We start from the raw sequence: 24204 nt of genomic DNA on the forward strand, positions 1-24204 counted from the left end.
GCGCGTGAACAAACAGCCGCCCGTTCGGAACAAAGCCGACATTGAAATCATTTCCGGATTGTCCTCCCTGCAGCAAGGGATTCTCTTTCATTCGCTGCAGGCAGAGGGGCAGGATCCGTACTTCTATCAGTTTGGATTCGATATCGAAGGCCCCTTTGATCAGGCTCTGTTCTGCCAGGCGTGGGAGCAGGTCGCCGGCCATTATCAGGTCATGCGCTCCAACTATCGATGGGAAGAAGTCGATAAGCCCTTGCAGATTGTCTTCAAGACGCCCTGGCTGGATATCGACGTGACGCACGTCGATCATCTTTCCAGTGACGCGACGGAGCAGGTGATAAAAGAACGCCTTTCAAACAGTAAGGCCCGTGGTTTTGACTTTCGCCAAGGTACTCCGGTTTCAATTGATGTGTTCGTCTCCGGGGAAAACCGCTGGTGCTTTTACTGGTCGCTGCATCACATTTCCCTGGATGGGTGGAGTGTGAGCAAGGTGCTCGGCGATCTGCTGATGAGCTACCAGGCCCTGCTGCGGGGTGAGGTGTATCGATTATCGGCCAGCCTGCCTTATACCCGGTACATTCAATGGGGTCATGAGCAGGATAAGACGGCACTGGACGCTTATTGGCAACGCGTGCTTTGCGGGTTCGATGAAAAGACGCCTTTGCCGCTGCGGGCGACGCGCCAGGACACGCGTTACGCTGAGCAAACCGTGGTTTTCTCTTATGAAGACAGCCAGCGCATTCGAAGTTTTGCACGCCAGGCGGGGGTGACGGTCAATACCCTCGTGCAGGCGGCCTGGGGATTGCTACTGGCAGGGTACGCGGATCGCGACGAAGCGCTCTTTGGTGTGACGACATCGGGTCGATCCGCGAGCCTTGCCGGGATTCAGACGGTCGTGGGCGTGTGCATCAATACGCTGCCATCGCGCATTCCGATCGACAACCAACAGAATGTCGTTCACTGGCTACAGCGTCTTCAGCAACAAAGTGCCGAGAGCCGGGAGTTTGAATTCACCCCGTTGTCCGGCCTCCCCAGATATACCGATCTCTCAGAGGGTGAGGCCCTTTTCGACAGTATTCTGGTGTTTGAAAACTATCCGATCGACGAAGCGCTGAAGCAAGCACCGGGCGCACTTCGTGTTCGTCAACTGGACGATAAGTCGAACGTTCTGGAAGACGGCAAGGTGCTATACCGTGGGGGGCGTAACAATTATCCGCTCAGTGTCATTGCCAGCCTGGGCGACCAGCTTGAGCTGACGCTGGCCTATCACTGCAAAGACTATTCAAACGCGAGCGTTGCTGAACTGGCCTTGCAGCTTGAACACCGGATGATGAACCTGGTGGCGTCGGGAGATTTGCCGGTAGGGCGACTGACTGCCCGCGCTGCCGCTGTCCGGCTGGAGGGAGAGCGCCAGTCGTTTGCGGCTCACGATTTTCTCGCACTCTGGCGGCACAGCGTCGAGCGGCAAGGCAATCGTGATGCAGTGGTAGCGTCAGGGGATCGTGTGAGCTATGAGACGCTTGAGCAACGCTCGAACCAGTTGGCTCGCTATCTTCAGGCGCAAGGTATCCAGGCTGGCCATATCGTCGCTCTTTGTCAGGAACGCTCGGTAGATTGGGTCACCAGCCTTCTGGCGGTCTTGAAAGTCGGTGCGGTTTATTTGCCGATCGATAACCGGCAACCTGTAGAGCGTTTGCAACAGATTGTACGGGACAGCGCCGCCAGGCTGGTCATTCAGTCAGGCCGGTTCCCGTTCGCGGCGCTTGAAGGCTGTCCGGTACTGGTCTACGAGCCTGAACGGTGGTCAACCTGCAGCAGTGAGCCGCCGGCTGTAGAGATTGATCCATCACAAGCGGCCTACACGATCTACACCTCAGGCTCGACCGGCCAGCCTAAAGGTGTTGTGATCAGTCATCGGGCCCTGGCGAACTATCTTCAAGCCGTGCGGGTGCGCCTGGATCTGCCTGAGAACGCCAATATGGCAATGGTGTCGACCATTGCTGCGGATCTTGGGCATACCATGCTGTTCGGGGCTTTGGCATCCGGGAATACGTTGCATCTGCTCTCGCAGGAACATGCCTTTGATCCTGACCACTTTGCCCGTTATATGGCAGAGGCCCGGATTTCGGTACTGAAGATTGTCCCCAGCCACTTGCAAGGGCTGCTGCAGGCTGCCAGACCTGCTGATGTACTGCCTGAGCAGGTATTGATCCTCGGTGGCGAGGCGATGTCCTGGCAGTTGGTCGAGCACATTCGTGAGCTTAAGCCGCAGTGCCGGATCATCAACCATTATGGCCCGACCGAAACCACCGTCGGCACGCTGACGTACGAGGTGGATCAGGCCGCACAATCGACCCACAGCGTCCCGGTGGGTCGCCCGTTGAGCAATACCTGTGCATTGATTCTGGATGCCCGGCTCAATCCTGTGGCGCCCAATGCTTCAGGAGAGTTGTATCTGGGGGGGCGGGGGCTGGCTCAGGGGTATCTGGGGCGTGCCGCACAAACGGCTGAGCGCTTCATTCCTACCGATGGCGGTGAAAGGCTTTACCGTTCGGGTGACCGGGCTGGCCTGACCGATGAGGGGCAGGTGCAGTACATCGGTCGAACGGATGATCAGGTAAAAATCCGGGGTTACCGCGTTGAACCCGGTGAAGTGGGACGGGTGCTGCAAAGTCTGCCCGGTGTGCGTGAGTCGGCCGTGCTTGCTCTGCCGATGGAAAACGATGTCGCCAGGCTTCAGTTGGTGGGTTACTGCGCTGTAGAACCGGATGTCACGAGTGCGCATATACAGCAAGCGCTGAAGGCACGCATGCCGGATTATATGGTGCCGGCGCAGGTGATCCTTGTGGATCGGTTACCCTTGACCGCCAATGGCAAGCTGGATAAACAGGCTCTCCCTGAATCGGGTGCCCCCAGAGAGCACTATCGGGCCCCCACCAATGAAGTTGAAAGTCTTCTGGCGTCCGTCTGGGCCGAGGTGCTCAAGCTGGAGCGGGTCGGTACAAATGACAACTTCTTCGAGCTGGGCGGAGACTCCATTCTCAGCTTGCAGATTATTGCCCGCGCCAAGCGCAAGGGCCTGAAACTGACCCCCAAGCAAGTGTTTGAAAAGCAGACCATAGGCCAACTGGCACTGGTTGCGCGCCGTATTGAAACCAGGCCAACGCCGGATCCGCACGCTAAAGGTACTGTCACCGGCAAGCTGGCATTGTTGCCGGCTCAGTCGCGCTTCTTCGAACAAGCCATCGAGCAGCGTCACCACTGGAACCAGTCGATTCTTCTACAGCCTCGTCAAGCCTTGCGCAGCGAGTCACTTCAAGCCGCGCTGCTGGCTTTGCTCGAGCAGCATGACGCTTTGCGCGTGCGCTTCAGTCAGTCCGCCGAGGGGCAATGGCAGGCCGCGTTCAAGGCCAATGATGTACCGGATATCCTGTGGAACCATAAGCCATGCAGCCTTGATGAGCTCAATACCTTGGCAGACGTGGCCCAGCGCAGTCTTCATCTGGAACGCGGATCCTTGTTCAGGGCCGTTCTGTTCGATCTGCCCGGGAATGAGCAGCGCCTGTTGCTGATCGCACACCATTTGATCGTCGATGGCGTGTCCTGGCGGATTCTGCTGGAGGATCTGCAAACGGCCTATCAGCAGCTTGAGGCCGGCAAGCCTGTGCGGATTGCGCCGAAAACGAGTTCGTTACAGCAGTGGTCCGAGAAGCTGCATCTGTATGCCCGGGATGATGCATTGCAAGCCGAGGTGCCTTACTGGCTTGCCAGCCCGGACGATACGCCACGGGATCTGCCGCGTGACAATGACGAAGGAACACTGGTCAGCGCACAGGCGGCTTGCGTGCAGAGCTGCCTGAGTGCAGAACTTACCGACAAGTTGCTCAAGCAGGCGCCGGCTGCCTATCGAACCCAAATCAACGACCTGTTACTGACCGCGCTGGCCAAGGTACTTTGCTCATGGGCGCAGGCTGAGTCGGTGCTCATTCAACTTGAAGGGCATGGCCGTGAGGATTTGTTCGACGACATCGATATCAGTCGGACGGTGGGCTGGTTTACCAGTCTCTATCCGGTGAAATTGACGCCTCAAGCCGGCATCGAAGCATCCATCAAGACGATCAAGGAGCAATTGCGGAGCCTACCTGCCAAAGGCATCGGGTATGGCATTGCCCGCTATCTGGGCAATGAAACCCTGCGCGAGAAACTGGCAGCCTTGCCCGAGCCAAGGGTCACGTTCAATTACCTGGGGCAATTCGATGGCAGCTTCAGCTCCGATGAAGGAGCGCTCTTCACGCCTGCCGCCGAGCGTTGCGGCAGAGGGCAAGACGATTCGGCACCTTTGGGCAACTGGTTGACGATCAATGGCCAGGTGTTCAACGGTGAGCTCAGGCTGGAGTGGACGTTCAGTCAGGATATGTACAGGCCCCAGACCATCGAGAACCTGGCTTTTGCTTACGAACAGGTATTGCGTGACATCGTTGACCACTGCGCTGATGAACGCCATGGCGGTGTCACATCGTCCGATTTCCCGTTGGCCGGACTGACCCAGCAGCAACTGGATCGCTTTCCGGTACCAGCCACCGATATCGAAGATATCTACCCCTTGTCGCCCATGCAGGAGGGCATGCTGTTTCATACGCTCATCGACAAAGACGCGGGCGACTATATCAATCAGCTACGGGTCGATATCAAAGGCCTCGATGTCACACGATTCAGGCAGGCCTGGCAAAAAACGATCGCACGTCATGAGGTCTTGAGGGCCAACTTCCTGACTGAATTCGACCGACCGGTTCAGGTCATTCGCAAGCAGATTGATCTACCGTTCACTGTTCTGGACTGGCGCCAGCAAGACGGACTCGAAACAGCGCTTGATCAATGCGCTGCGGCAGATCGACAGCGTGGTTTTGATCTGCTCGGTGAGCCATTGTCACGTTTGACGCTCATCCAGACAGGCCCGCAGAATCATCATCTGATTTACACGCGCCACCATATTTTGCTGGATGGGTGGAGCAGTTCTCGCCTGCTTGACGAAGTCCTTCAGCATTATCGTGGCGAACAGCCCGAGGCTCTTCAAGGACGATTCCGTGATCATATCGAATGGCTGGAGGCCCAGGACAAGCACAAGAGCGAAGCTTTCTGGCGTGAGCAGGTCAAAGCACTGGAGGTGCCGACACGACTGGTTCAGGCCATCCGGCAAGACAGCTCGACCCTCGGGGAAGGTCACGGCGACTATTATCAGATGTCAGGCAGGCCGCAAACATCGGCACTGACGGAGTTTTCCAGAAAGAACCGAGTGACGATCAACTCCGTGGTACAAGCCGCCTGGCTGCTGCTGTTGCAACGCTATACCGGGCAGGACTGCGTGGCCTTCGGCGCTACCGTATCGGGGCGTCCAGCCGATCTTAAAGGGGTCGAGCAACAGCTTGGGCTGTTTATCAATACCTTGCCGATCGTGGCCAGTCCGCGAGCCGAACAGCGCGTGGATGAATGGATTGCACAGGTTCAGAGTCTGAACCTGGCGTTGCGTGAGTACGAGCATGCACCGCTCTACGATATTCAACGATGGGCCGGCTCTGGAGGCGAAGGGCTTTTCGATACCTTGATGGTCTTTGAAAACTATCCTGTGTCGCAGGCCCTGCAAAAAGGCGGTACGACCGATCTTGAGTTCACGCAGCCCCATAATCTTGAGCAGACCAATTATCCGCTGACCTTGCTGATTGACTGCGATGACACGCTGTCGATTCGCTACACCTACGACCGCAGGCTGTTCAGTGATCAGACCGTGGTGCAAATTGCCCGGCACTTCGACCACCTGCTGCACTGCATCGTCGAACACCCGAGCCAGTGCATTGCCCGGTTATCCGTGCTCGCCATGGATGAGCAACAACAGGTGATAAGCCAGTGGAATACTCAGCACACCCGCTATCAGGACGCTGCCTGTATTCATCAGCTGATCGAAGCTCAATCCGGGCGACGGCCGGAAGCGGTTGCTGTTGTAGACGGCGAACGCAGACTGACGTATCGGCAATTGAATCAGCGGGCGAATCGAATGGCGCACGCGCTGCGTGAACAGGGTGTCGATCCCGATGTCTTGGTGGGCCTTGCCGTGCAGCGAAGTGCAGACATGGTCGTCGGCGTATTGGCGATTCTGAAGGCCGGTGGAGCTTATGTGCCACTGGACCCTGAATATCCTCAGGATCGTCTTGCCTTTATGATCCAGGACAGTGGTATTCGCTTGCTGTTGACCGATACCCACCTGCAGACGCCGTTATCTGTTCCCGCAGGCGTTCGCTGCCTGTCTTTGCAGGCCCTGGCCGATGAGTCGGCCCACTGCAGCGAGGCCGACCCGCATAACCTGACCCGTCCTGACAATCTGGCCTATGTGATCTATACGTCAGGTTCGACCGGCCATCCCAAAGGCGTGCTTGTGCCTCACGGCAATGTCGTGCGTCTGTTGCAGGCTACGCAGGACGAGTTCCAGTTCGACGAACACGATGTCTGGAGTGTGTTTCACTCCTATGCGTTCGACTTTTCGGTCTGGGAATTGTTTGGAGCCCTCTTGCACGGCGCCAGGGCGGTCATGGTGCCCAAGGATGTCGCGCGTGCCCCCGAAGCCTTTCATGCGTTGCTGGTCAACGAGCAGGTTACCGTGCTCAACCAGACGCCTTCGGCATTCAAGCAGCTGATTCCTGTAGCCTGCAAGGCGGCCGAGGAAGGTGCAGGTCTGGCGCTGCGTTACGTCATATTCGGCGGAGAGGCGCTGGATATCGGCAGCCTGCGTGCATGGTGGGCATGTCATGGCGATAAGCGGCCGCAGTTGTTCAACATGTACGGCATTACCGAAACCACGGTGCACGTGACGTATTGCCCTTTAAGCTGCAACGATCTGGACAGTGGTGCCGTTAGCCCGATCGGCAAGGTCATCAAGGACCTGTCATGGTTTTTACTCGACAACCAGCTCTCTGCGGCAGCACCCGGCTGTCAGGGGGAGCTGCATGTCGGGCAGGCAGGGCTCGCGCGTGGTTATCACCAGCATCCGGCCTTGACGGCCGAGCGCTTCATCCCCGATCCGTTCGACTCGTCCGCGCAGGGAGGCGGCCGGCTTTACCGCAGCGGCGATCTGGCCTGCTCCAGCGCCACGGGTGTCATCGAATACCTGGGACGCATTGACCACCAGGTGAAGATCCGCGGTTTCCGTATAGAGCTGGGAGAGATCGAATCGGCGCTGCGCGAACATGCCGATATTCAAGAGGCCGTGGTGCTTGATGTCGATGGGCCAGGAGGAAGCCGGCAACTGGCGGCCTATCTGATCGCCGCCGATGCCCGATTAACCGGGGTTGAAGATCAGGCTACTTCGCGCACGGCGTTGCGTGAGCATTTGCAGGCTGTTCTGCCCGACTACATGGTGCCTGCGCACCTTTTGTTCCTGGACGAGCTGCCACTGACGCCTAACGGCAAGCTGGATCGCAAGGCGCTGCCTGCGCCAGAGGGTGGTCTGCAACGCGATTATCTTGCGCCTCAAAGCGATCTGGAGCAGCAGATCGCCGCCGTCTGGGCCGATGTACTGCGCGTCGGGAACGTGGGTCTTGGCGATCATTTCTTCGAGTTGGGCGGGCATTCATTGCTGGCAACCCAAGTCGCCAGCCGTCTCAGTGAAGAGGCCGGAATCACGGTTTCATTAAGGGATGTTTTTGAGTTTCCCAGGTTGATGGATCTGGCAAAAATGCTGACCGGCAAATTGTCCCAGGTCGATCCTGCGCATGCCGAACTGGCTAAATCCATAGAGGCACTCAAACGTCTTACAGCAGAGGAAATTGATGAACTGATTTCATAGGGGATATTCCAGTGCAAGCGTTGCTCGACTCCGTACAATCGTTGTCCACTAAAGAGCGTAAGGCTCTGGCTGCTCTACTCAAACGTCAAGGGGTCAACCTTTACGGAGTCGCGCCCATTTGCGCAAGGGATAAAGGAGAGTCTTTGCGGCTCTCCTACGCTCAACAACGCCAGTGGTTTTTGTGGCAGTTCGACCCCCACAGTACGGCCTATAACATCCCCATGGCCCTGCGCCTGAAAGGCGCGCTCGATGTTGAAGCCTTGAGCAAGAGTCTTGAGGCTCTGATCCAGCGTCATGAGACGCTTCGGACCACGTTCGGGCAGGTGGGTGATCAGGTTGTTCAGATGATTCATCCGCCTGTGCCCTTCATTCTGAACGTTGAACCGGTCGAGCCAGCGTCCATGGATGAGCGAGAGGCCAGGCTTCAGGCTCAGGTCGAGGAGGAAGTACAACGAACCTTCGATCTGGAGAAGGGGCCTTTGCTGAGGGTCAAACTGCTTCGACTCGAAGAAGACGAGCATGTTCTTATTCTGACGCTGCACCATATCGTCTCTGACGGCTGGTCGATGCCGATCATGATCGACGAACTCATTCAACTGTATCAGGGGTACTGCACAGGGCACGCCGTGACGTTGCCGGCGTTGCCGATCCAGTATGCCGATTATGCAATCTGGCAGCGTCACTGGATGGAGGCCGGTGAACAAGAGCGGCAACTGGCGTATTGGCAGGCTCAGTTAGAGGGGGAGCAACCGGTACTGGAGCTGCCTTTCGATCGTCCTCGGCAGGCCTTGCAGGCGCACAGCGGGGCCAGCCTGGACATTGAGCTGGAACAAGGGCTTGCCACTGCTCTCGGTCGACTGGCGCAGAAAAGTGGTGTGACCCTGTTCATGCTGCTTCTGGCCAGTTTTCAGACGTTGCTGCATCGCTATACCGGGCAGCACGATATTCGCATTGGCGTGCCCATCGCCAACCGCAGCCGTGTCGAGACTGAGCGGCTGATCGGTTTTTTCGTCAACACCCAGGTGCTCAAGGCCCGGTTCGATCACGGCATCACCTTCAGCGAGCTCTTGCAGCAGGTTCATGCAACCGCTCTGGCTGCCCAGTCATATCAGGATCTCCCTTTCGAGCAGTTGGTCGAGGCACTGCACCCCGAACGCAATCTGAGTCATACGCCGTTATTTCAGGTGATGTACAACTATCAGACCAGCCGCCAGGGCGACCGCCGCCAGCTACCGGGCCTGATGATGGAGCATCTGTCATGGGCGAGAACGTCGACCCAGTTCGATCTGACCTTGAATACCTTTGAGCACGAAGGGGTTATCAGTGCGTCCCTGATCTACACAAAGAGCCTGTTCGATTCGTCGACCATCGAACAACTGGGCCGGCACTGGCTGAATTTGCTGAAAGGTATCGTCGAGCAACCTGCGCAACGCGTCGGTCAATTGCCGCTGCTGAGCCACGATGAGCGCCAATTGATGCTCCATGACTGGAAGGGTGCCGACATGGACTATCCGGTTTCATCCAGCCTTCATCAATTGATTGAAGCGCAATGTACGCTTGATCCCGAGGCGGTGGCAGTCGTTTTCGACAGTCAGACGTTGAGCTATCGGCAGTTGAATCAACGGGCCAACCGGTTGGCTCATAAATTACGAGAACTCGGGGTCGGTCCCGATGTACTGGTCGGCGTGGCTGCAGAGCGCAGTATCGAGATGGTGGTGGCGCTGCTGGCGGTGTTGAAAGCCGCAGGGGCCTATGTCCCCCTCGACCCTGAATATCCCCGGGATCGACTGGCTTACATGATCGAGGACAGCGGTATCGGTTTGCTGCTGACCCAAGAGCATCTGCAAGGGCAACTGCCGATTCCCGAGGGCGTAAGGTGCCTGGAGTTGCAATCAGGGCAGCAATGGCTTGAGGCATACAGCGAGGAGAATCCGGATAACGTCATTCACGCAAGCAACCTGGCTTATGTCATTTATACCTCCGGCTCGACGGGGCGGCCCAAAGGCGCAGGCAATACTCACGCCGCGCTGATCAATCGACTGTGCTGGATGCAGCGTGCCTATGCGCTCGATAACAGCGATGTCGTTCTGCAAAAGACCCCGTTCAGCTTTGATGTTTCTGTCTGGGAATTCTTCTGGCCGCTGTTGACGGGGGCCTGTCTGGTCGTGGAGCAGCCCGCAGCGCATCGTGAGCCTGAGCGTCTGATCGAAACGATCAACCGCTTCGGTGTCACGACCCTGCACTTCGTTCCTTCCATGTTGCAGGCCTTCATGGCCAGTGAGACGGTTGAAACGTGTACAAGTATCAAGCGCATCATCTGCAGTGGCGAGGCCCTTCCGGTGGCCTTGTCGCTTCAGACACTTGCAAGGCTACCGCAGGCCGGTTTGTACAACCTGTACGGTCCGACAGAGGTGGCAATCGACGTTACGCACTGGACATGCAGTCAGGAGGCAACGAACAGCGTGCCAATCGGCGTGCCGATCGACAACCTCAAGACGCATATTCTCAGCGAGCATTTGCAGGCTGTTGCGCCACGTACTACCGGGGAGCTTTACCTGGGCGGTGCAGGGCTTGCTCGTGGCTATCATCGGCGGGCCGCCCTGACTGCCGAGCGCTTCGTTCCTGACGCCTTCGATCAAAGCGAGCGAGGTGGGGGGCGGCTGTACCGTTCCGGTGACCTGACGCGTTATCGCCCCGATGGCGTGATCGAGTACATGGGACGTATCGACCATCAGGTAAAGATCCGGGGGATGCGCATAGAGTTGGGCGAGATCGAAGCCACATTACAAAAACACCCGGGTATTCGCGAAGCCGTGGTGATCGATATCGACAGGGCAGGCGCAAAGCAACTGGCAGCCTACCTTGTGCCGGCGCCCCATCAATCCTCGGACACGGAGGCGCTCGATCGTTTGCGTCACGGGCTACGCGATCATTTGAAGGCGGTTTTGCCGGAGCACATGGTTCCGACGTACCTGATGTTCGTTGCCGGTTTGCCGCTGACCGCCAACGGCAAGCTCGATCGCAAGGCACTGCCCAGGCCTGACGGCAGTCACGTGCAGAAAAACCATGTCGCCCCTCGCAGCGAGCTGGAGCAGCAGCTCGCAATGGTATGGATGCAGGTGCTCAACGTCGAAAATGTCGGGGTTCTCGATAACTTCTTCGAGCTGGGCGGGCATTCCTTGCTCGCGCTGGACGTGATCAGTCATATCCGCAGGCTGGGATGGACGGCGTCGGTCAAGGATCTGTTCCAGAACCCCGGCCTTGGCGAGTTTGCACAGGTCGTCACACCTGCGGATAGCCATGTCGAAACAGTGATTGCGGCCAACCGGATCCCGCATGATTGTGAGTCGCTTGCGCCGGAAATGATCTCGCTGGTCGAGCTGAGCGAAGAGGAAGTTCGCAGTATCGAGGCCGCCGTGCCCGGCGGGGCCGCCAACATACAGGATATCTATCCACTGGCTCCCCTGCAGGAGGGCATTCTGTTTCACCACCTGATGCAGAGTGAAGGCGATATCTATATCACCTCACAAGCCGTCAGTTTTGCTCAAAAGGCCGACCTTGAAGAGTTTGTCGACATTTTCAACCAGGTCATCGACCGACACGACATCTTACGCACGGCCATTGTCTGGGAGGGACTGAGGAACCCGGTGCAGGTCGTGTATCGCAAGGCGGTGCTGAGCATAGAGTGGCTTGAGTTCGATCAAGACACTTCTGTCATGGCGGCGCTGGAAAACCATGTCGACTCTTCCTGCTATCGAATCGATGTTCGCCAGGCCCCCCTGATCAAGGCGCTGGCGGCTTACGATCCGGTTCTGGAACGCTATGTGTTGCAAGTGCCCAATCATCATCTGGTGTCGGACCATACCACTCTGGAGATCGTGGTTCGCGAAATCTCCCTGATCAAGCAGGGGCGCCGGCACGAATTAACGGTTCCCCTGCCATTTCGCAATTATGTGGCCAAGGCCAGGCTCGGCGTCAGCGAAGCGGAGCACGAAGCATTTTTCAGCGAGATGCTGGCCGGTCTCGAAGAGCCATCAATACCGTTCGACCTGCAGAACGTACATGGCAATGGATCGCGGATCAGAGAAACGCGCAAACCCGTCGACCATGATCTGGCCGCAGCCATTCGTGTTCAGGCCAAGCGCCAGGGTGTCAGCGCCGCCTCTGTGTTTCACCTGGCATGGGCTCTGGTCGTGGCCCAGACCTCGGGTCGTGAGGATGTGGTATTCGGCACGGTACTGTTCGGCAGAATGCAGGGAGGCGAGGGCGTCGAGCGGGCACTAGGGCTGTTCATCAATACATTGCCCGTACGCATCCGGCTCGATACGGACAGTGTGCAGCAGGCGCTCAAACAGACGCATGCAACACTGACCAACCTTTTGCAGCATGAGCATGCCAGTCTGGGCCTGGCGCAAAAATGCAGCACCCTGCCCAAGGGCGCAGGGCTTTTTTCGTCCTTGCTCAACTACCGCTACAGCATGAAGACTCAAGCGTCGGATACTGAAGTGACGTGGCACGACATGGAGGTGTTGGGTAGCAAAGCCAGGAACAACTATCCGATTACCCTGTCGGTGGACGATTCAGGTTCTGGGTTCAATCTGGTTTCTCTCGTCGACGAGACACTCGATGGCGCGTCTATTTGCCGTTACATGGACACGGCACTGAGGGGCATCGTCCAGTCGTTGTCCGCCGACCCAGACTCTCCAGTGGTCAATATCAGCATTCTTTGCGAGGCCGATCAGCTACGCATTCTGGCCTTGTCCAGGGGGCAGGCGTGTGCGTTCGAGGTCGGGTCGGTCTATGAACTGTTCGAGCGCCATGCCCTGGCGTGTCCCGATGACATGGCCGTGTGTCACGAAGGCAGCAAACTGACCTATGGGCAGTTACTTCAGAGCGTTGATGAACTGGCAGACAGGCTGTTCGATCATGGTGTGGGCGCAGGCGACAGGGTTGGCATTCATGCACAGCGCTCCATTGACTTCGTCATTGCAATGCTGGCTGTCCTCAAGGGTGCAAGTACTTACGTGCCACTTGACCCTGCCTTGCCGCCGGATCGACTGGCGTACATGGCGACAGACAGTGGCCTCTCGATTCTGTTGAGTACGGCACCTCCTTCCTGGTCTACGCCGTTGCCCGTATTGCTCATTGAGGGCAAGGGGGCCGACAAGCCTCTGTCGACGAGGCGTGATCGTGCCCGTGTGGCCATGAGCAGCCATTGCCCCGCCTATATCATCTATACCTCCGGGTCTACCGGGCGGCCCAAGGGGGTGGCTGTCAGCCAGGCGGCACTGGCCAACTATGTCCAGGCCATAAGGACGCGCATTGGGCTGTCCCCAAGCCTTGCGAATTTCGCCATGGTGTCGACAGTCGCGGCGGATCTGGGGCATACCGTCTTGTTCGGCGCACTGTGCTCCGGCCGCTGCCTGCATATGATTGCGTCCGACGTGACCCTCGACCCGGATCGTTTCGCCTCTTATATGAGGGAGAATGAAATTGATGTGCTGAAGATTGTGCCCGGTCATCTACAGGCCCTGTTGAGCGCGGCCAGTCCTGCCGATGTGTTGCCGTCAACCTGCCTCATTCTAGGGGGCGAGCAGATCCGGACATCGCTGCTGACATCTATCAGGACGCTTAAAAAGACCTGTCGCGTGCTGAATCATTATGGGCCGACCGAAACCACTGTCGGTGTGCTGAGCCAGGATCTGAGCGATGACTATTTCGCCCTGAATACCCCGCTGCTGGGCAAACCCCTCGCCAACTGTGAAGTCTATGTGCTGGATGCCCGGCAGCGTCTGGTCGCTCCGGGGGTGGCGGGCGAACTTTATCTCGGCGGCGCCCAATTGGCACAAGGCTACGTGGGCCGTGCAGGGCACACCGCCGAGCGTTTTGTAGCCAGTGCGCTGCACAACGGTGAACGGCTGTATCGCAGCGCAGACAAGGCGCGCCTGCTTGAAAACGGCTGCATTGAGTTTTTAGGGCGACTTGATGATCAGGTCAAGATTCGCGGTTATCGGGTAGAAACCCGTGAAATCGCAGAGCTGCTGAAACGTCAGCCAGGTATCGTGCAAGCCGAAGTGGTCGCAGTCGAATCTGCCGATGGACAGAAAAAGCTCCATGCATACGTGGTTGCCGGCCTGGGCGTGACAGTCGATACGGACTATATACGCCAGCGCCTGACTACAGAGCTTCCGGATTACATGGTGCCCGAATCGATCATTGGCCTCGATGCCCTGCCATTGAATGCTAATGGCAAGCTAGATCGTGCGGCGTTACCGCTGCCCGATGTGCAGATACGCACTACCAGCGAGCCTGCACAAGGCCCGGTCGAGCAAGCATTGGCAGAAGTATGGAGTGACGTGTTGGGCCTTCAGCACGTGGGCCGCCATGACAATTTCTTTGAGTTGGGGGGCGATTCGATTCTCACGCTGCAGATCATTGCCAGGCTGCGAAAGCGTGGCTTGAAGGTTTCTCCCAAACATCTGATGCAACTGCAGACGGTTGCAGCCATTGCCGAGGTCTGCACCGTGCTTCCCGGCAAGACAGGGGCAGACACCGTTTCCAGGGGAACGTCTGCTTCTGCTGGAAAAACCTTTGAATTGACGCCGATTCAGCACTGGTTTTTTGAGCAGAAAATCGATGCTCGTCATCACTGGAACCAGTCGGTTATGTTGACGGTGACTGAAGTGCTCGACCTGGTGCATTTGCGTGCTGCTCTGGAGACTGTGATCGCCCGGCATCAAGCGCTTCGTTTGACATTCATCCGGCAGGATGGCCGTTGGCAGCAGACGTACGGGCAGGCGAACGACCTGAATCCTCTTGAGGTGGTGGATCTGAGCGGCACGCCGGACATCGATTCGACCATTACGGCGACGGCTGACAAGGCTCAGCGTAGCCTTACGCTCGAAAAACCGTTCAAGGCCGTGTGGATGGATCTCGGGCCTGCGCGTCCCGGCAGGCTACTGTTGGCAGCGCATCACCTTATTGTCGACGCGGTGTCCTGGCGGATCATTCTGGACGATTTGCAAGTCGCTTATCGTCAATGCTGCGATGGCAAAGCAGCCCTGCTGCCAGACCCCGAGACATCATTGTATGAATGGTCGCAAATGCTCAGGCGATATGCCGACAGTGAGGGCATCCGGGATGAACTTCCTTACTGGCGCTCGGTAGTCGATCAGGATGATCCCGACCTTCCTGGTCGCGTCGACGGGCAAAACCGGGTGGTCGATACTCGAATTCTTGAAGTCGCCCTTGATGAAGAACTGACCGAGCGTCTGCTCACCGAGGCGCCTCATGCCTACCGGACACAGATCAATGATCTGTTACTGACAGCGCTTGCACGCGCATTGTGCGCATGGGCACAGCGCAGCAGCATGCTTGTCGAGATGGAGGGGCACGGCCGCGAAACGCTGGAAGAAAGCACGGACTTATCGAGCACCGCAGGCTGGTTCACCACCTTGTTCCCTGTTCGTCTGACCCCGGCCGCAGACATGGGCGCCAGTATCAAGGCCATCAAGGAGCAGCTCCGGGCGGTTCCTGGTAAAGGCATAGGCTATGGTGTCTTGCGCTATCTGACCCAGGAAGGAAGAGTGTTGTCCCGGGCGGCCTACCCTCAGGTGACGTTTAACTATCTCGGGCAACTGGATCAGAGTTTCGATTCAACATCCTTGTGGCGCCTGGCCCGTGAGGATGCCGGTGCTCAGCGGGATCCTTTGAGCCCTCGGCGTACCCGGCTGGAAGTAGGTGCCCTGGTACACAGAGGGCAATTGCAGATCAGCTTCAAGTACAGCGAACACCTTCATGATGAGTCCACAATCCGGCAGGTGGCCGAGCGTTTCACCTCTGAATTGAAAGCGCTCATCGAACATTGCACCTCTGGCATCGTGGGCGTGACGCCTTCCGATTTCCCCCTGGCGGCTATTTCGCAACAGCATCTGGATCAACTCCCTGTCGCCTGGAATAACCTGGTCGATTTGTATCCACTTTCGCCCATGCAGTCCGGCATGCTTTTCCATAGCCTCTACTCGCCTCAAAGCACGGCCTATGTGAACCAGCTCCGTGTCGATATAACGAAGCTGGATGCCAAGCGCTTCAGGGCTGCCTGGCAAGCGATGCTGGATCGACACGAAATGCTGCGCACGGGGTTCATACACGGCGAGAAAAACCTGCAATGGGTCGCCCGATCCGTGCCATTGCCTTTTCGTGAAATAGACTGGCGCCATCGTGCAGATACGACGAATGCCTTGAATGAACTGGCCGCTCAGGAACTGAGCCAGGGCGTGGATTTACTCACGCCTCCGCTGATGAAATTTACTCTGGTTCACGTGGACGGGGGGCATCACTTCATCTGGACCCGCCATCACGTGTTGCTGGATGGCTGGAGTTCGTCGCAACTGATTGCGCAGGTACTCAGTCATTACATGGGCAAGGATTTACCGGCCAGCAAAGGGCGGTATCGCGATTATATTGCCTGGCTGGAGAATAAGGACGGTGCCCTGTCCGAGGCCTACTGGAAGCACCTCTTCGGCCGGCTGGAAAGCCCTACCAGACTCCCCGCCACAGCGGGGCCCGAAAGCGAAGACGCGGGCTATTTGCAGTACACGTATTCATTGGATAAAGAAAAAACGGCCCGTTTGCTCGATTTCGCGCGAACGACGCGCGTCACGGTCAATACGCTTGTACAGGCGGCCTGGGCCTTGGTATTGCAATGTGAAACCGGGCAGGCGACTGTGAGTTTCGGGGCGACCTCTTCCGGGCGCTCTGCAGATGTACCCGGTGTCGAAGCGCTTCTGGGGCTGTGCATCAACACGATACCGGTGGTGGTCGAATCGTCGCCTGGCGCCACGGTCGGACAATGGCTGCTCGATCTGCAGTCACAAGGTTTATCCTCGCGAGAGCATGAGCATGTTCCGCTGTTCGAGATGCAGAACTGGGCCGGTTTCGGTGGCCAAAGCCTGTTCGACAGCATCCTGGTGTTTGAAAACTACCCGGTGGATGAGGTGTTGCGCCAGTCGCCGCAAGAATCGGTAAACTTCACGATCAGCGGTCTTTATGAGGAAACCCATTATCCATTGACCTTGATCGTCACCCAGGGAAGTACGATCACGATCAAGGCCGCATACCAGGGCCAGGTTTTCAGCAACGCATCGGTCACCCGGTGGGTCGAGCGCCTGGCAAGGTTGCTGATGCTGCTGACCGACAGTTCCGAGCGTTACCTGGCCGACCTGGATCCTCTCACGTCGCAAGAGCGCACGTGTCTGTTGGGGTGGCGTCAGGCTTGCTGCAATGTGCATGGCGCAAACGGGGTGCATCGAGCGTTCGAGCGCCAGGCACAGGAGCATCCCGATGCCTGTGCGCTGGTGTTTGGTCGTGAGACGCTCACCTATTCAGCACTTGATCGCCTGGCCAACCAGGTTGCGCATCGCCTCATCAGGCAGGGGGCGAGGCCTGAAACCAGAATTGGCATCGTTGCCCGGCGATCCATTGAAACGATTGTCGGATTGCTTGGAATCCTGAAGACAGGTGGCGTGTATGTTCCGCTGGATCCGGAATATCCGGTGCAGCGTCTGAAGTACATGGTACAGAGCAGCGGCATAGCGTTTCTTCTTGCTCAAGGTCAGTGTGAACACGTTGTCGGTGCCTCAGGCGTCGTGCCCCTGGCGCTGGATCTGGCAGGCCTCATTGGCGAGCCCGAGCATGCCCCCGAAGTTCAGGTGCATGAGGACAACCTTGCCTATGTGCTGTACACGTCCGGCTCGACAGGGCGTCCCAAAGGCGTAGCCATGCCCCATGGCGTGATCACCCGGCTGGTTGAATGGCAGGCGCTGCACATGCCAGGAACCTGGCGCACACTGCTCTTTGCATCGCCCTGTTTCGATGTCTCTTTTCAGGAAATCATGAGCGGGCTCAGTAGCGGGGCAACGTTGATCCAGACCCTGGAAACAGAGCGTCGAGACTTTGCCCGCCTGATCGCTCTGGTCTCGATCCAGAACGTCGAGCGGATCTATCTTCCTTTCGCTGTGCTGCAGTTGTTTGCCGAACAGGCCTTATCTTCCGGCACCCGGCTGCCTGCGCTCAGGCAGATCATTACTGCAGGTGAACAGCTCAAGTTCACAGGAGCCCTGGCGCATTGGGCGAGCGTGGAAACACAGTGTCGGATCATCAACCAGTATGGCCCTACGGAATCTCACGTCGTGAGCAATTACATTCTGGCGGCGGACGATGAACATGAGCTTCCCTCCATAGGCGCGCCGGCTTCGTCAGCGTGCCTGTATGTACTGGACAACAATTTGCAGTTGGCGCCGGCCGGTGCTTCAGGTGAGCTTTACATCGGCTCGTCTGTACTCGCCAGGGGCTACCTGAACCGCCCTGACTTGACCGCAGAGCGCTTTATCGCCGATCCGTTCGCCCCTCATGGCGGACGCCTGTATCGGTCAGGTGATCGTGCACGCTGGCGTCCCGACGGTTTGCTGGAGTATCAGGGGCGTCTCGATGACCAATACAAGATCAGGGGTTATCGTGTCGAAGTGGCGGAGGTCGAAGCGCAGCTACTCGCGTTGCCAGGCATCAAGGAAGCCGCTGTTGTCGTACGCCAGGGTGTGTCAGGTCCAGGCCTGCTTGCCTTTGTCACCCGGCTTGGCGATTCGCCGCTGGATGCTGGTGCTTTGAAGCGACAACTGAGTGAGGTATTACCCGATTACATGGTTCCGTTCATGATCACGGCCGTGGATGCCTTGCCCTTGAGCGTCAATGGCAAGGTCGATAAAAAGGCACTCCACGCCTCGGGGGGGCTCCCCGAGAGAGAGTACCAGGCCCCTACAGGCTTTCTGGAGACGGCGCTGGCGCAGATATGGGGTGAGGCCCTGGGGATGGAAAGGGTCGGTCGCGAGGATAATTTCTTTGAAATGGGGGGCCACTCCATTCTGGCTTTGCAAGTGGTCATGCGTGCGGGTGCTACAGGCCTTTTCAATCCACCGCTGGCGGTACAGGATCTGATGCGATTGCCCACAATCGCAGCGTTGTGCGGCCCTCTGCAGGCACCCTCGGACAGCGATATGCTACTTCCTTTGAACAAGGTGCTGGCTGATAGCAGCCCGTTGTTCTGTATCCATTCAGGCTGGGGAACCTCACTGGGTTATTTGCCGCTGGCCAAAAGTCTCAACGGGCTGAAAACGGTCTATAGCATTTGTTGCAAGGCTCTCAGTGATCCAGCGGCACGGCACCCTTCTCTGGAGGCGATGGCCGATGACTACTGGGCACTGATCCGGCGCGTCCAGCCCCAAGGCCCCTACAATATTCTGGGATGGTCCCTGGGCGGGGCTGTAGCCGTGATGATGGCGGCGAGAGCCGAGCGCGATGGGCAACACTTGAGTTTTCTGGGGCTCGTGGACACCTATATCCCCGTACTCGAGCACATGACAGAGAATCAGACAGGATGGCAGTGCCAATACCCGATATTTCTGGAGGAGATTTCAACACCGTCAGGGGAGCACTGGAGCGTGCCGTCCGATGTGTGCGATCCGTTCGAATCACTGGCTCCCTTAACGCGGGTGACACAGGACCTGTTGACGACCGGGCGCTTGCGTCTGTCTCCTGATTATGAGGGCCTCAGTGCGCTGGAAATCGTCAGGTTCTTTGTCGCCAACCATAGTGTGAGACTGGCCAGAATGGCCTCTGCCAACAATCGCTTGCCAGCCTTGCAGGGCAACGTCTGCTGCTGGTGGGCGGATGATCGGCATAACAAGTCGCAGGCTTTGCATAGTGTGTCCGAGGACCTGGCGACCGAAATTGACCATATCAGTGTCAATGCCAGTCATACCGACATTATTTTCAATCAGGCGTTTCTGCAGGGGTTACATCGCAAGGTGCTTTGATACGGTTACCTGTGAGGGGCTACTGCAGGCCTGATGCTGGATGAAAAGGGTGTCCCCTGACAGGGGACACCCTTTTTTTCGCCTGTCAGAGTGTGTGACCGAGGCGCTCAGGTGCGTCAAGGCATCGGGCGCCGGCGATCGGCACAGAACCATCAAGGCTTTATCGAGTGTACGCAGTGGTGGCGGATGAATCGTTGCTGACAAGAGCATCCTCGACGTTTGTCGTGGGTCTCCAGAGGAGAACATGGCATCACCGTAACAGTGATGCCATGGGGGAGGTGAGCAGAGTGAGCAGGCACGTTCAGGACAGATGCCTGATAAGGGCGGGTTAAAGATCGATGGTCATCGACAATTTGAATTGCCTTGGCGCTCCGAGGTACAGAATGCCAGGGCTCCCTACGAACGTGGCCCAATAATCCTTGCCGAACAGGTTGTCGACATTCGCCCGAAGTGTCACGTCCTGAGCGCCGACCCTGGTCTTGTAACGAGCGCCAATGCCATAGATCGTGTAAGACGGAATGGATTGAGAGTTGTCACTGAGCATGTACTGGCGATCAGTGTAATTGGCCCGGCCGGTCAGGGTCAGGTTATTGACAAGCGGGGTATCCCACTCGAAACCCAACACCGCGCTAAGCTCTGGAACACCGATGCCCTTGTTGCCATCAAATGCCCCACCCTGGGTCTTGGTGAGTTCGCTGTCAATGTAAGTCACACCGCCCAGCAGACGCAGCTCGGGAAGAATGGCTCCAAAGGCGCTGACTTCCACACCGCGGTTGCGCTGCTCGGCGTCCGCCGTGTAGCGATTGTTCGCATCAATCATCCCGCTGGGACGATCAATCTGGAAGACACCGGTCGTCAAACCAAACTCGCCGAAATCAAACTTTGCCCCCAGTTCGATCTGCTTGGTTTTGGACGGGGGAAAGACTTCCCCGGCGTTGACGGTGGTGGTGGGGGCGGTAGGGCCTGACTCCAGGGACTCAATGTAGTTGCCATACAGCGAAAGATACTGCGTAGGTTTTACAAGCAGGGCGAACGCAGGCGTTGTCGCTGCCTCATCGTATTTGCTGTTACGCGCACCGGTGGTCGTGCTGAAGTTTTCAAGCTTGACCCGCTGACGACGCACGCCTGCGGTCAACAAGACCCGATCATCGAAAAAGCCCAGCGTGTCGGCGATCGCGGTGGACTCTGTCAGGGTCTCATCGGTTTTTGGCGGGTTGCGGGTGAGGTAGGCGTAGGACGGCTTGCCCTGGGAAACCGGCGTATACAGACTCGAGGCCACTGAATATCCAGGGACGTTAACACTCAAACGACTGTTTTCACTTGAAGAGGCCAGTGTTTCGATGACAAGGTTATGAGTGATCGATCCCGTCCGGAAGTTGCCCCTGATGCCGGCACTGCCTGCTTGCGAGGTGTACTCATCGGACTGTTGCTGCGCGATCTGGTTGTAATTGCCGGCGGCGTCGAGGCCTGTACCGATGGTGCGCAACCAGTAACTCTGATAATCCGTGGCCCCGTAAGCCGCATTGATTGTCCAGTTATTCAGAATGTCATATTCAGCGCGTACAAGGCCGCGCTTGAATTGAGAGTCGACTTTTTCCCAGGGCTGCTGAATGGCCTTTGATGTATCGGGAGCACTGGGCACCGCCGTCGCGGTAAAGATCTGATTGCCGCCCTTCAGAAGCTGGTCGGAATAATCGAAAATGGCCGAGGCCCTGAATTTTTCTGTCCGGGTGTCCAGGGCAAGGCTCAGGTTCTTCAGGTTTTCCTTGTTGTCTTCAAAAGAAGACTCTCCATCCCTGAACGTGCTGTTAAGCCGCGCACCAAACTGATCGGCGTCGCCAAAGCGACGGCTGATGTCTGCGTGTACGCCGCCCTTGGCGTCGGACTCATAAGAGGTAGTCAAACGTGTGAGCGACTCTTCCAGCGGTCGTTTGGGGACGAGATTGATCGTCCCGCCGACGGAGGCGGTTGCGCCCGTGAGCAGAGCATTGGGACCCTTGAACACTTCGACTCGCTCAACGGCGTCTATCGTGGAGCGCCGGCGGTGAGCCAGGCTCGGCAATCCGTCATAAAGATCGGCACCATTACCGCCTATATTGAAACCCCGTATGGAAAAGGCTTCGGATACACCCTGGCTGGGATTGACCAGGTGAGTGGAGGGGTCATTGAGGATGACATCGGCAATGGTTCTGGCCTGTTGGTTCTCCATCAGCTCTGAGGTGTAGCTTGTGACACTGAAGGGAGTATCGAAGATATCCTGATTGCCCAGCAGGCCTATCTTGCTGCCACGCGCTACTTGCCCGCCCGCATAAGGCTGCGCAAGGTCTGTACTGCGGATGGAGTCGGCATTGATGATGGCCGGTGCCAGGTTCACGCTGCCTTTTTGATCGCCTTGCGTCCCCAGCAAGGTCAGGGTGTTGCCACTCCAAGTGTAACTCAACCCGGTGCCCTGGATCAGCCTGCTGATAGAGCCCTCCAGTGGATAACTGCCGTTCAGGGCCGTGGAGTGCAGTCCCTGTACGTCGCCAGGGTTATAGAGCAACTGGACACCCGTTTCGTGGGCCCACGTCTGCAGCGCTTGAGCCAGTGGCTGGGCAGGGATATTCAGGCGCCATTCTTGTGCCTGCACGTGAGGCACGACTGCCATTGCCGTCAATAACCCCATGCGGGTCAGGGTGCGAGTCGACCCAAGGCTGCTGTGCATCAAAAGCACTTTGGTCAAGGAACTCAGTTTATTTAAATGTTGTGCTGGCATGATGTTCTCTGTTTTTGCAATTGAGAATTTTTTCTTTTCGTATTGTTTAACGTGCTCACTTGAAAAACCAGAAATCCGGCCCGGGCTTTTTCACGCGGGGACAACGTCACTCTTGACCTTGCCCGCTTCCATCCTGATCAACTGATCCGCGATGTCGAAATAACGGTCATCGTGGCTGATGACAATGATGGTTTTGCCCAGCCGTTTCAGATCCGGAAGAAGTTCGGTGTAGAAGATGCGTCGAAAGATGGGATCCTGGTCGGCGGCCCATTCATCAAATACAAGCACAGGTCGCTCTTCGAGCCAGGCATTGAGCAGCGCCAGCCTTTTGCGTTGTCCGGTGGACAGGTCGGTGGTGCTGAAAGCGCCATTGCGAATGGTGACCTTGTGGCTTATGTCGAGCCGTTTCAAATAGCGCTCAGCGTCCTGGGGAACGTGAACATCGCCCTGAACCAATTCGTCAAACAGGTAGTAGTCGGCAAAGACGGTGGTGAACAGTTGACGATAGTCATCTCGGGTCTGCGCGATGACGGCATGATCATCCAGGCGTATCTCGCCTTTGTGTGGTGGGTAAAGTCCCAGCAATAACTTGATCAGGGTGGTCTTGCCGCAGCCGTTTTCACCCACGATGAACACAATGTCGCCCTGCTCGATGCGCACGTTCACCGGGCCTAAATGAAAGGGGACAGACCCCTGCGTGGCAGGGAATGTGTACTGGACGTCACACAGTTCCAGGCTTTTCAGGGTTCTTTTTTGAACGCCGTTGTCGTGCATCAACAAATGGGGTTCGGGAGAGGAGAATTGCTCGGACAGTTCGGCAATACGCCGGAAAGCGATCTGCGCTCTGCTGACAATGGGCAGTGTTCCTACCAAGTGCTCCAGGGGCCCCTTCATGTACAGCAAGACGAGGATAAAACCGCTCATCGCCGTTTTATCGATACTCGGCCATTGCGATTGCAGCGTCAGGGCCAGTCCGATGACGACAAAAAACAGCATCGAGCCAAAGGTCTTTGCGACCACGAAGGTATTGATCGCTCTGATTTGAAGGTCGCGGATCTTCGCGACTGTGCCTTGGATGCGCTGATTGAACATGCGCTGCCGACGAGGTCGGTGAATACGTAATTCCTTCGCGCCTTCGGCGATGGCGCTGTAATGCTTTTGCAGTTCATCCTCGCAGTCGCGTGCCGCCAGAAAGCCCTTTATTCCGTGCGAGCGGGCGACATATTGAACGCTGGTGCCGATTGCTATGGCCACTAGCATTAACAGAAACATTGGCAGTGACAGCATGGCGAGATAGCCCAGGCAACCGAGCGTCACGGTCATTGATATGGCCAGTGGCGCGAATGCGAAAGCAAAATCACTGATGGTGTCGACGTCATGAGTGAGCACGGGAATCAATCGATGGGTACGATAGCGCTCAATCTGCTCAATGGGCGCTGACAGCACTTTTTCACCCAGTTCCTTGCGCAATCTGGAAATAATGTGCTGCCCGACATAATTGGTGCCGATGTCGGAGCAAATCGTACTGAGTAATGCCAGCAGGCAGAGCCCGGCAAAACCGGCTACTAGGCTTTGCGTCATGCCTCCAGAGGCGTGCAGGGCCTCGTTCATGATTGCCAGCAGGATGGTAATGCTCAACCCGCCCACCATGCCCAGTAAAATCGAGAGCATGACGATAGGCCAGAAGGGGCGAAGCAGAATTAGAAGTTCACGAAGGGCGCCGCGCGTAGGCTGGGACATTTAAGGAT

The 24204-nt window shown here is 57.2% G+C and carries 3 protein-coding genes and 1 pseudogene; 2 read left to right on the plus strand and 2 right to left on the minus strand.

The features are described 5' to 3' along the window. Positions 1 to 4 precede the first annotated feature (4 nt). Both DNK10_RS21875 and DNK10_RS21880 read left to right on the plus strand, forming a co-directional pair. The gene (locus DNK10_RS21875; RefSeq protein ID WP_131193008.1) at positions 5 to 7831 is read left to right on the plus strand and encodes a non-ribosomal peptide synthetase; all 7827 of its coding nucleotides are present in this window, start codon (positions 5 to 7) and stop codon (positions 7829 to 7831) included. A gap of 149 nt (positions 7832 to 7980) precedes the next feature. After that, positions 7981 to 19701: pseudogene (locus DNK10_RS21880) on the plus strand (amino acid adenylation domain-containing protein); the annotation flags it as partial. A gap of 328 nt (positions 19702 to 20029) precedes the next feature. Here the strand turns inward: DNK10_RS21880 and DNK10_RS21885 are convergent. Together DNK10_RS21885 and DNK10_RS21890 are read right to left on the minus strand one after the other, a co-directional pair. Further along, complete coding sequence (locus DNK10_RS21885; RefSeq protein ID WP_131193010.1) at positions 20030 to 22456, minus strand: TonB-dependent receptor; 2427 nt, start codon at positions 22454 to 22456, stop codon at positions 20030 to 20032. Between the two features lie 90 nt (positions 22457 to 22546). Then, positions 22547 to 24196, minus strand: coding sequence for a cyclic peptide export ABC transporter (locus DNK10_RS21890; protein ID WP_131193011.1), 1650 nt, complete (start codon positions 24194 to 24196; stop codon positions 22547 to 22549). Positions 24197 to 24204: the final 8 nt, after the last annotated feature.

Source organism: Phytopseudomonas daroniae (genome assembly GCF_004327275.1).
GTDB classification, from domain to species: Bacteria; Pseudomonadota; Gammaproteobacteria; order Pseudomonadales; family Pseudomonadaceae; genus Aquipseudomonas; species Aquipseudomonas daroniae.

Bases quoted from the DNA above. Each gene is read 5' to 3' on its own strand.
- DNK10_RS21885 (WP_131193010.1), bottom strand. From the start codon at position 22,456: ATGCCAGCACAACATTTAAATAAACTGAGTTCCTTGACCAAAGTGCTT.
- DNK10_RS21890 (WP_131193011.1), bottom strand. From the start codon at position 24,196: ATGTCCCAGCCTACGCGCGGCGCCCTTCGTGAACTTCTAATTCTGCTT.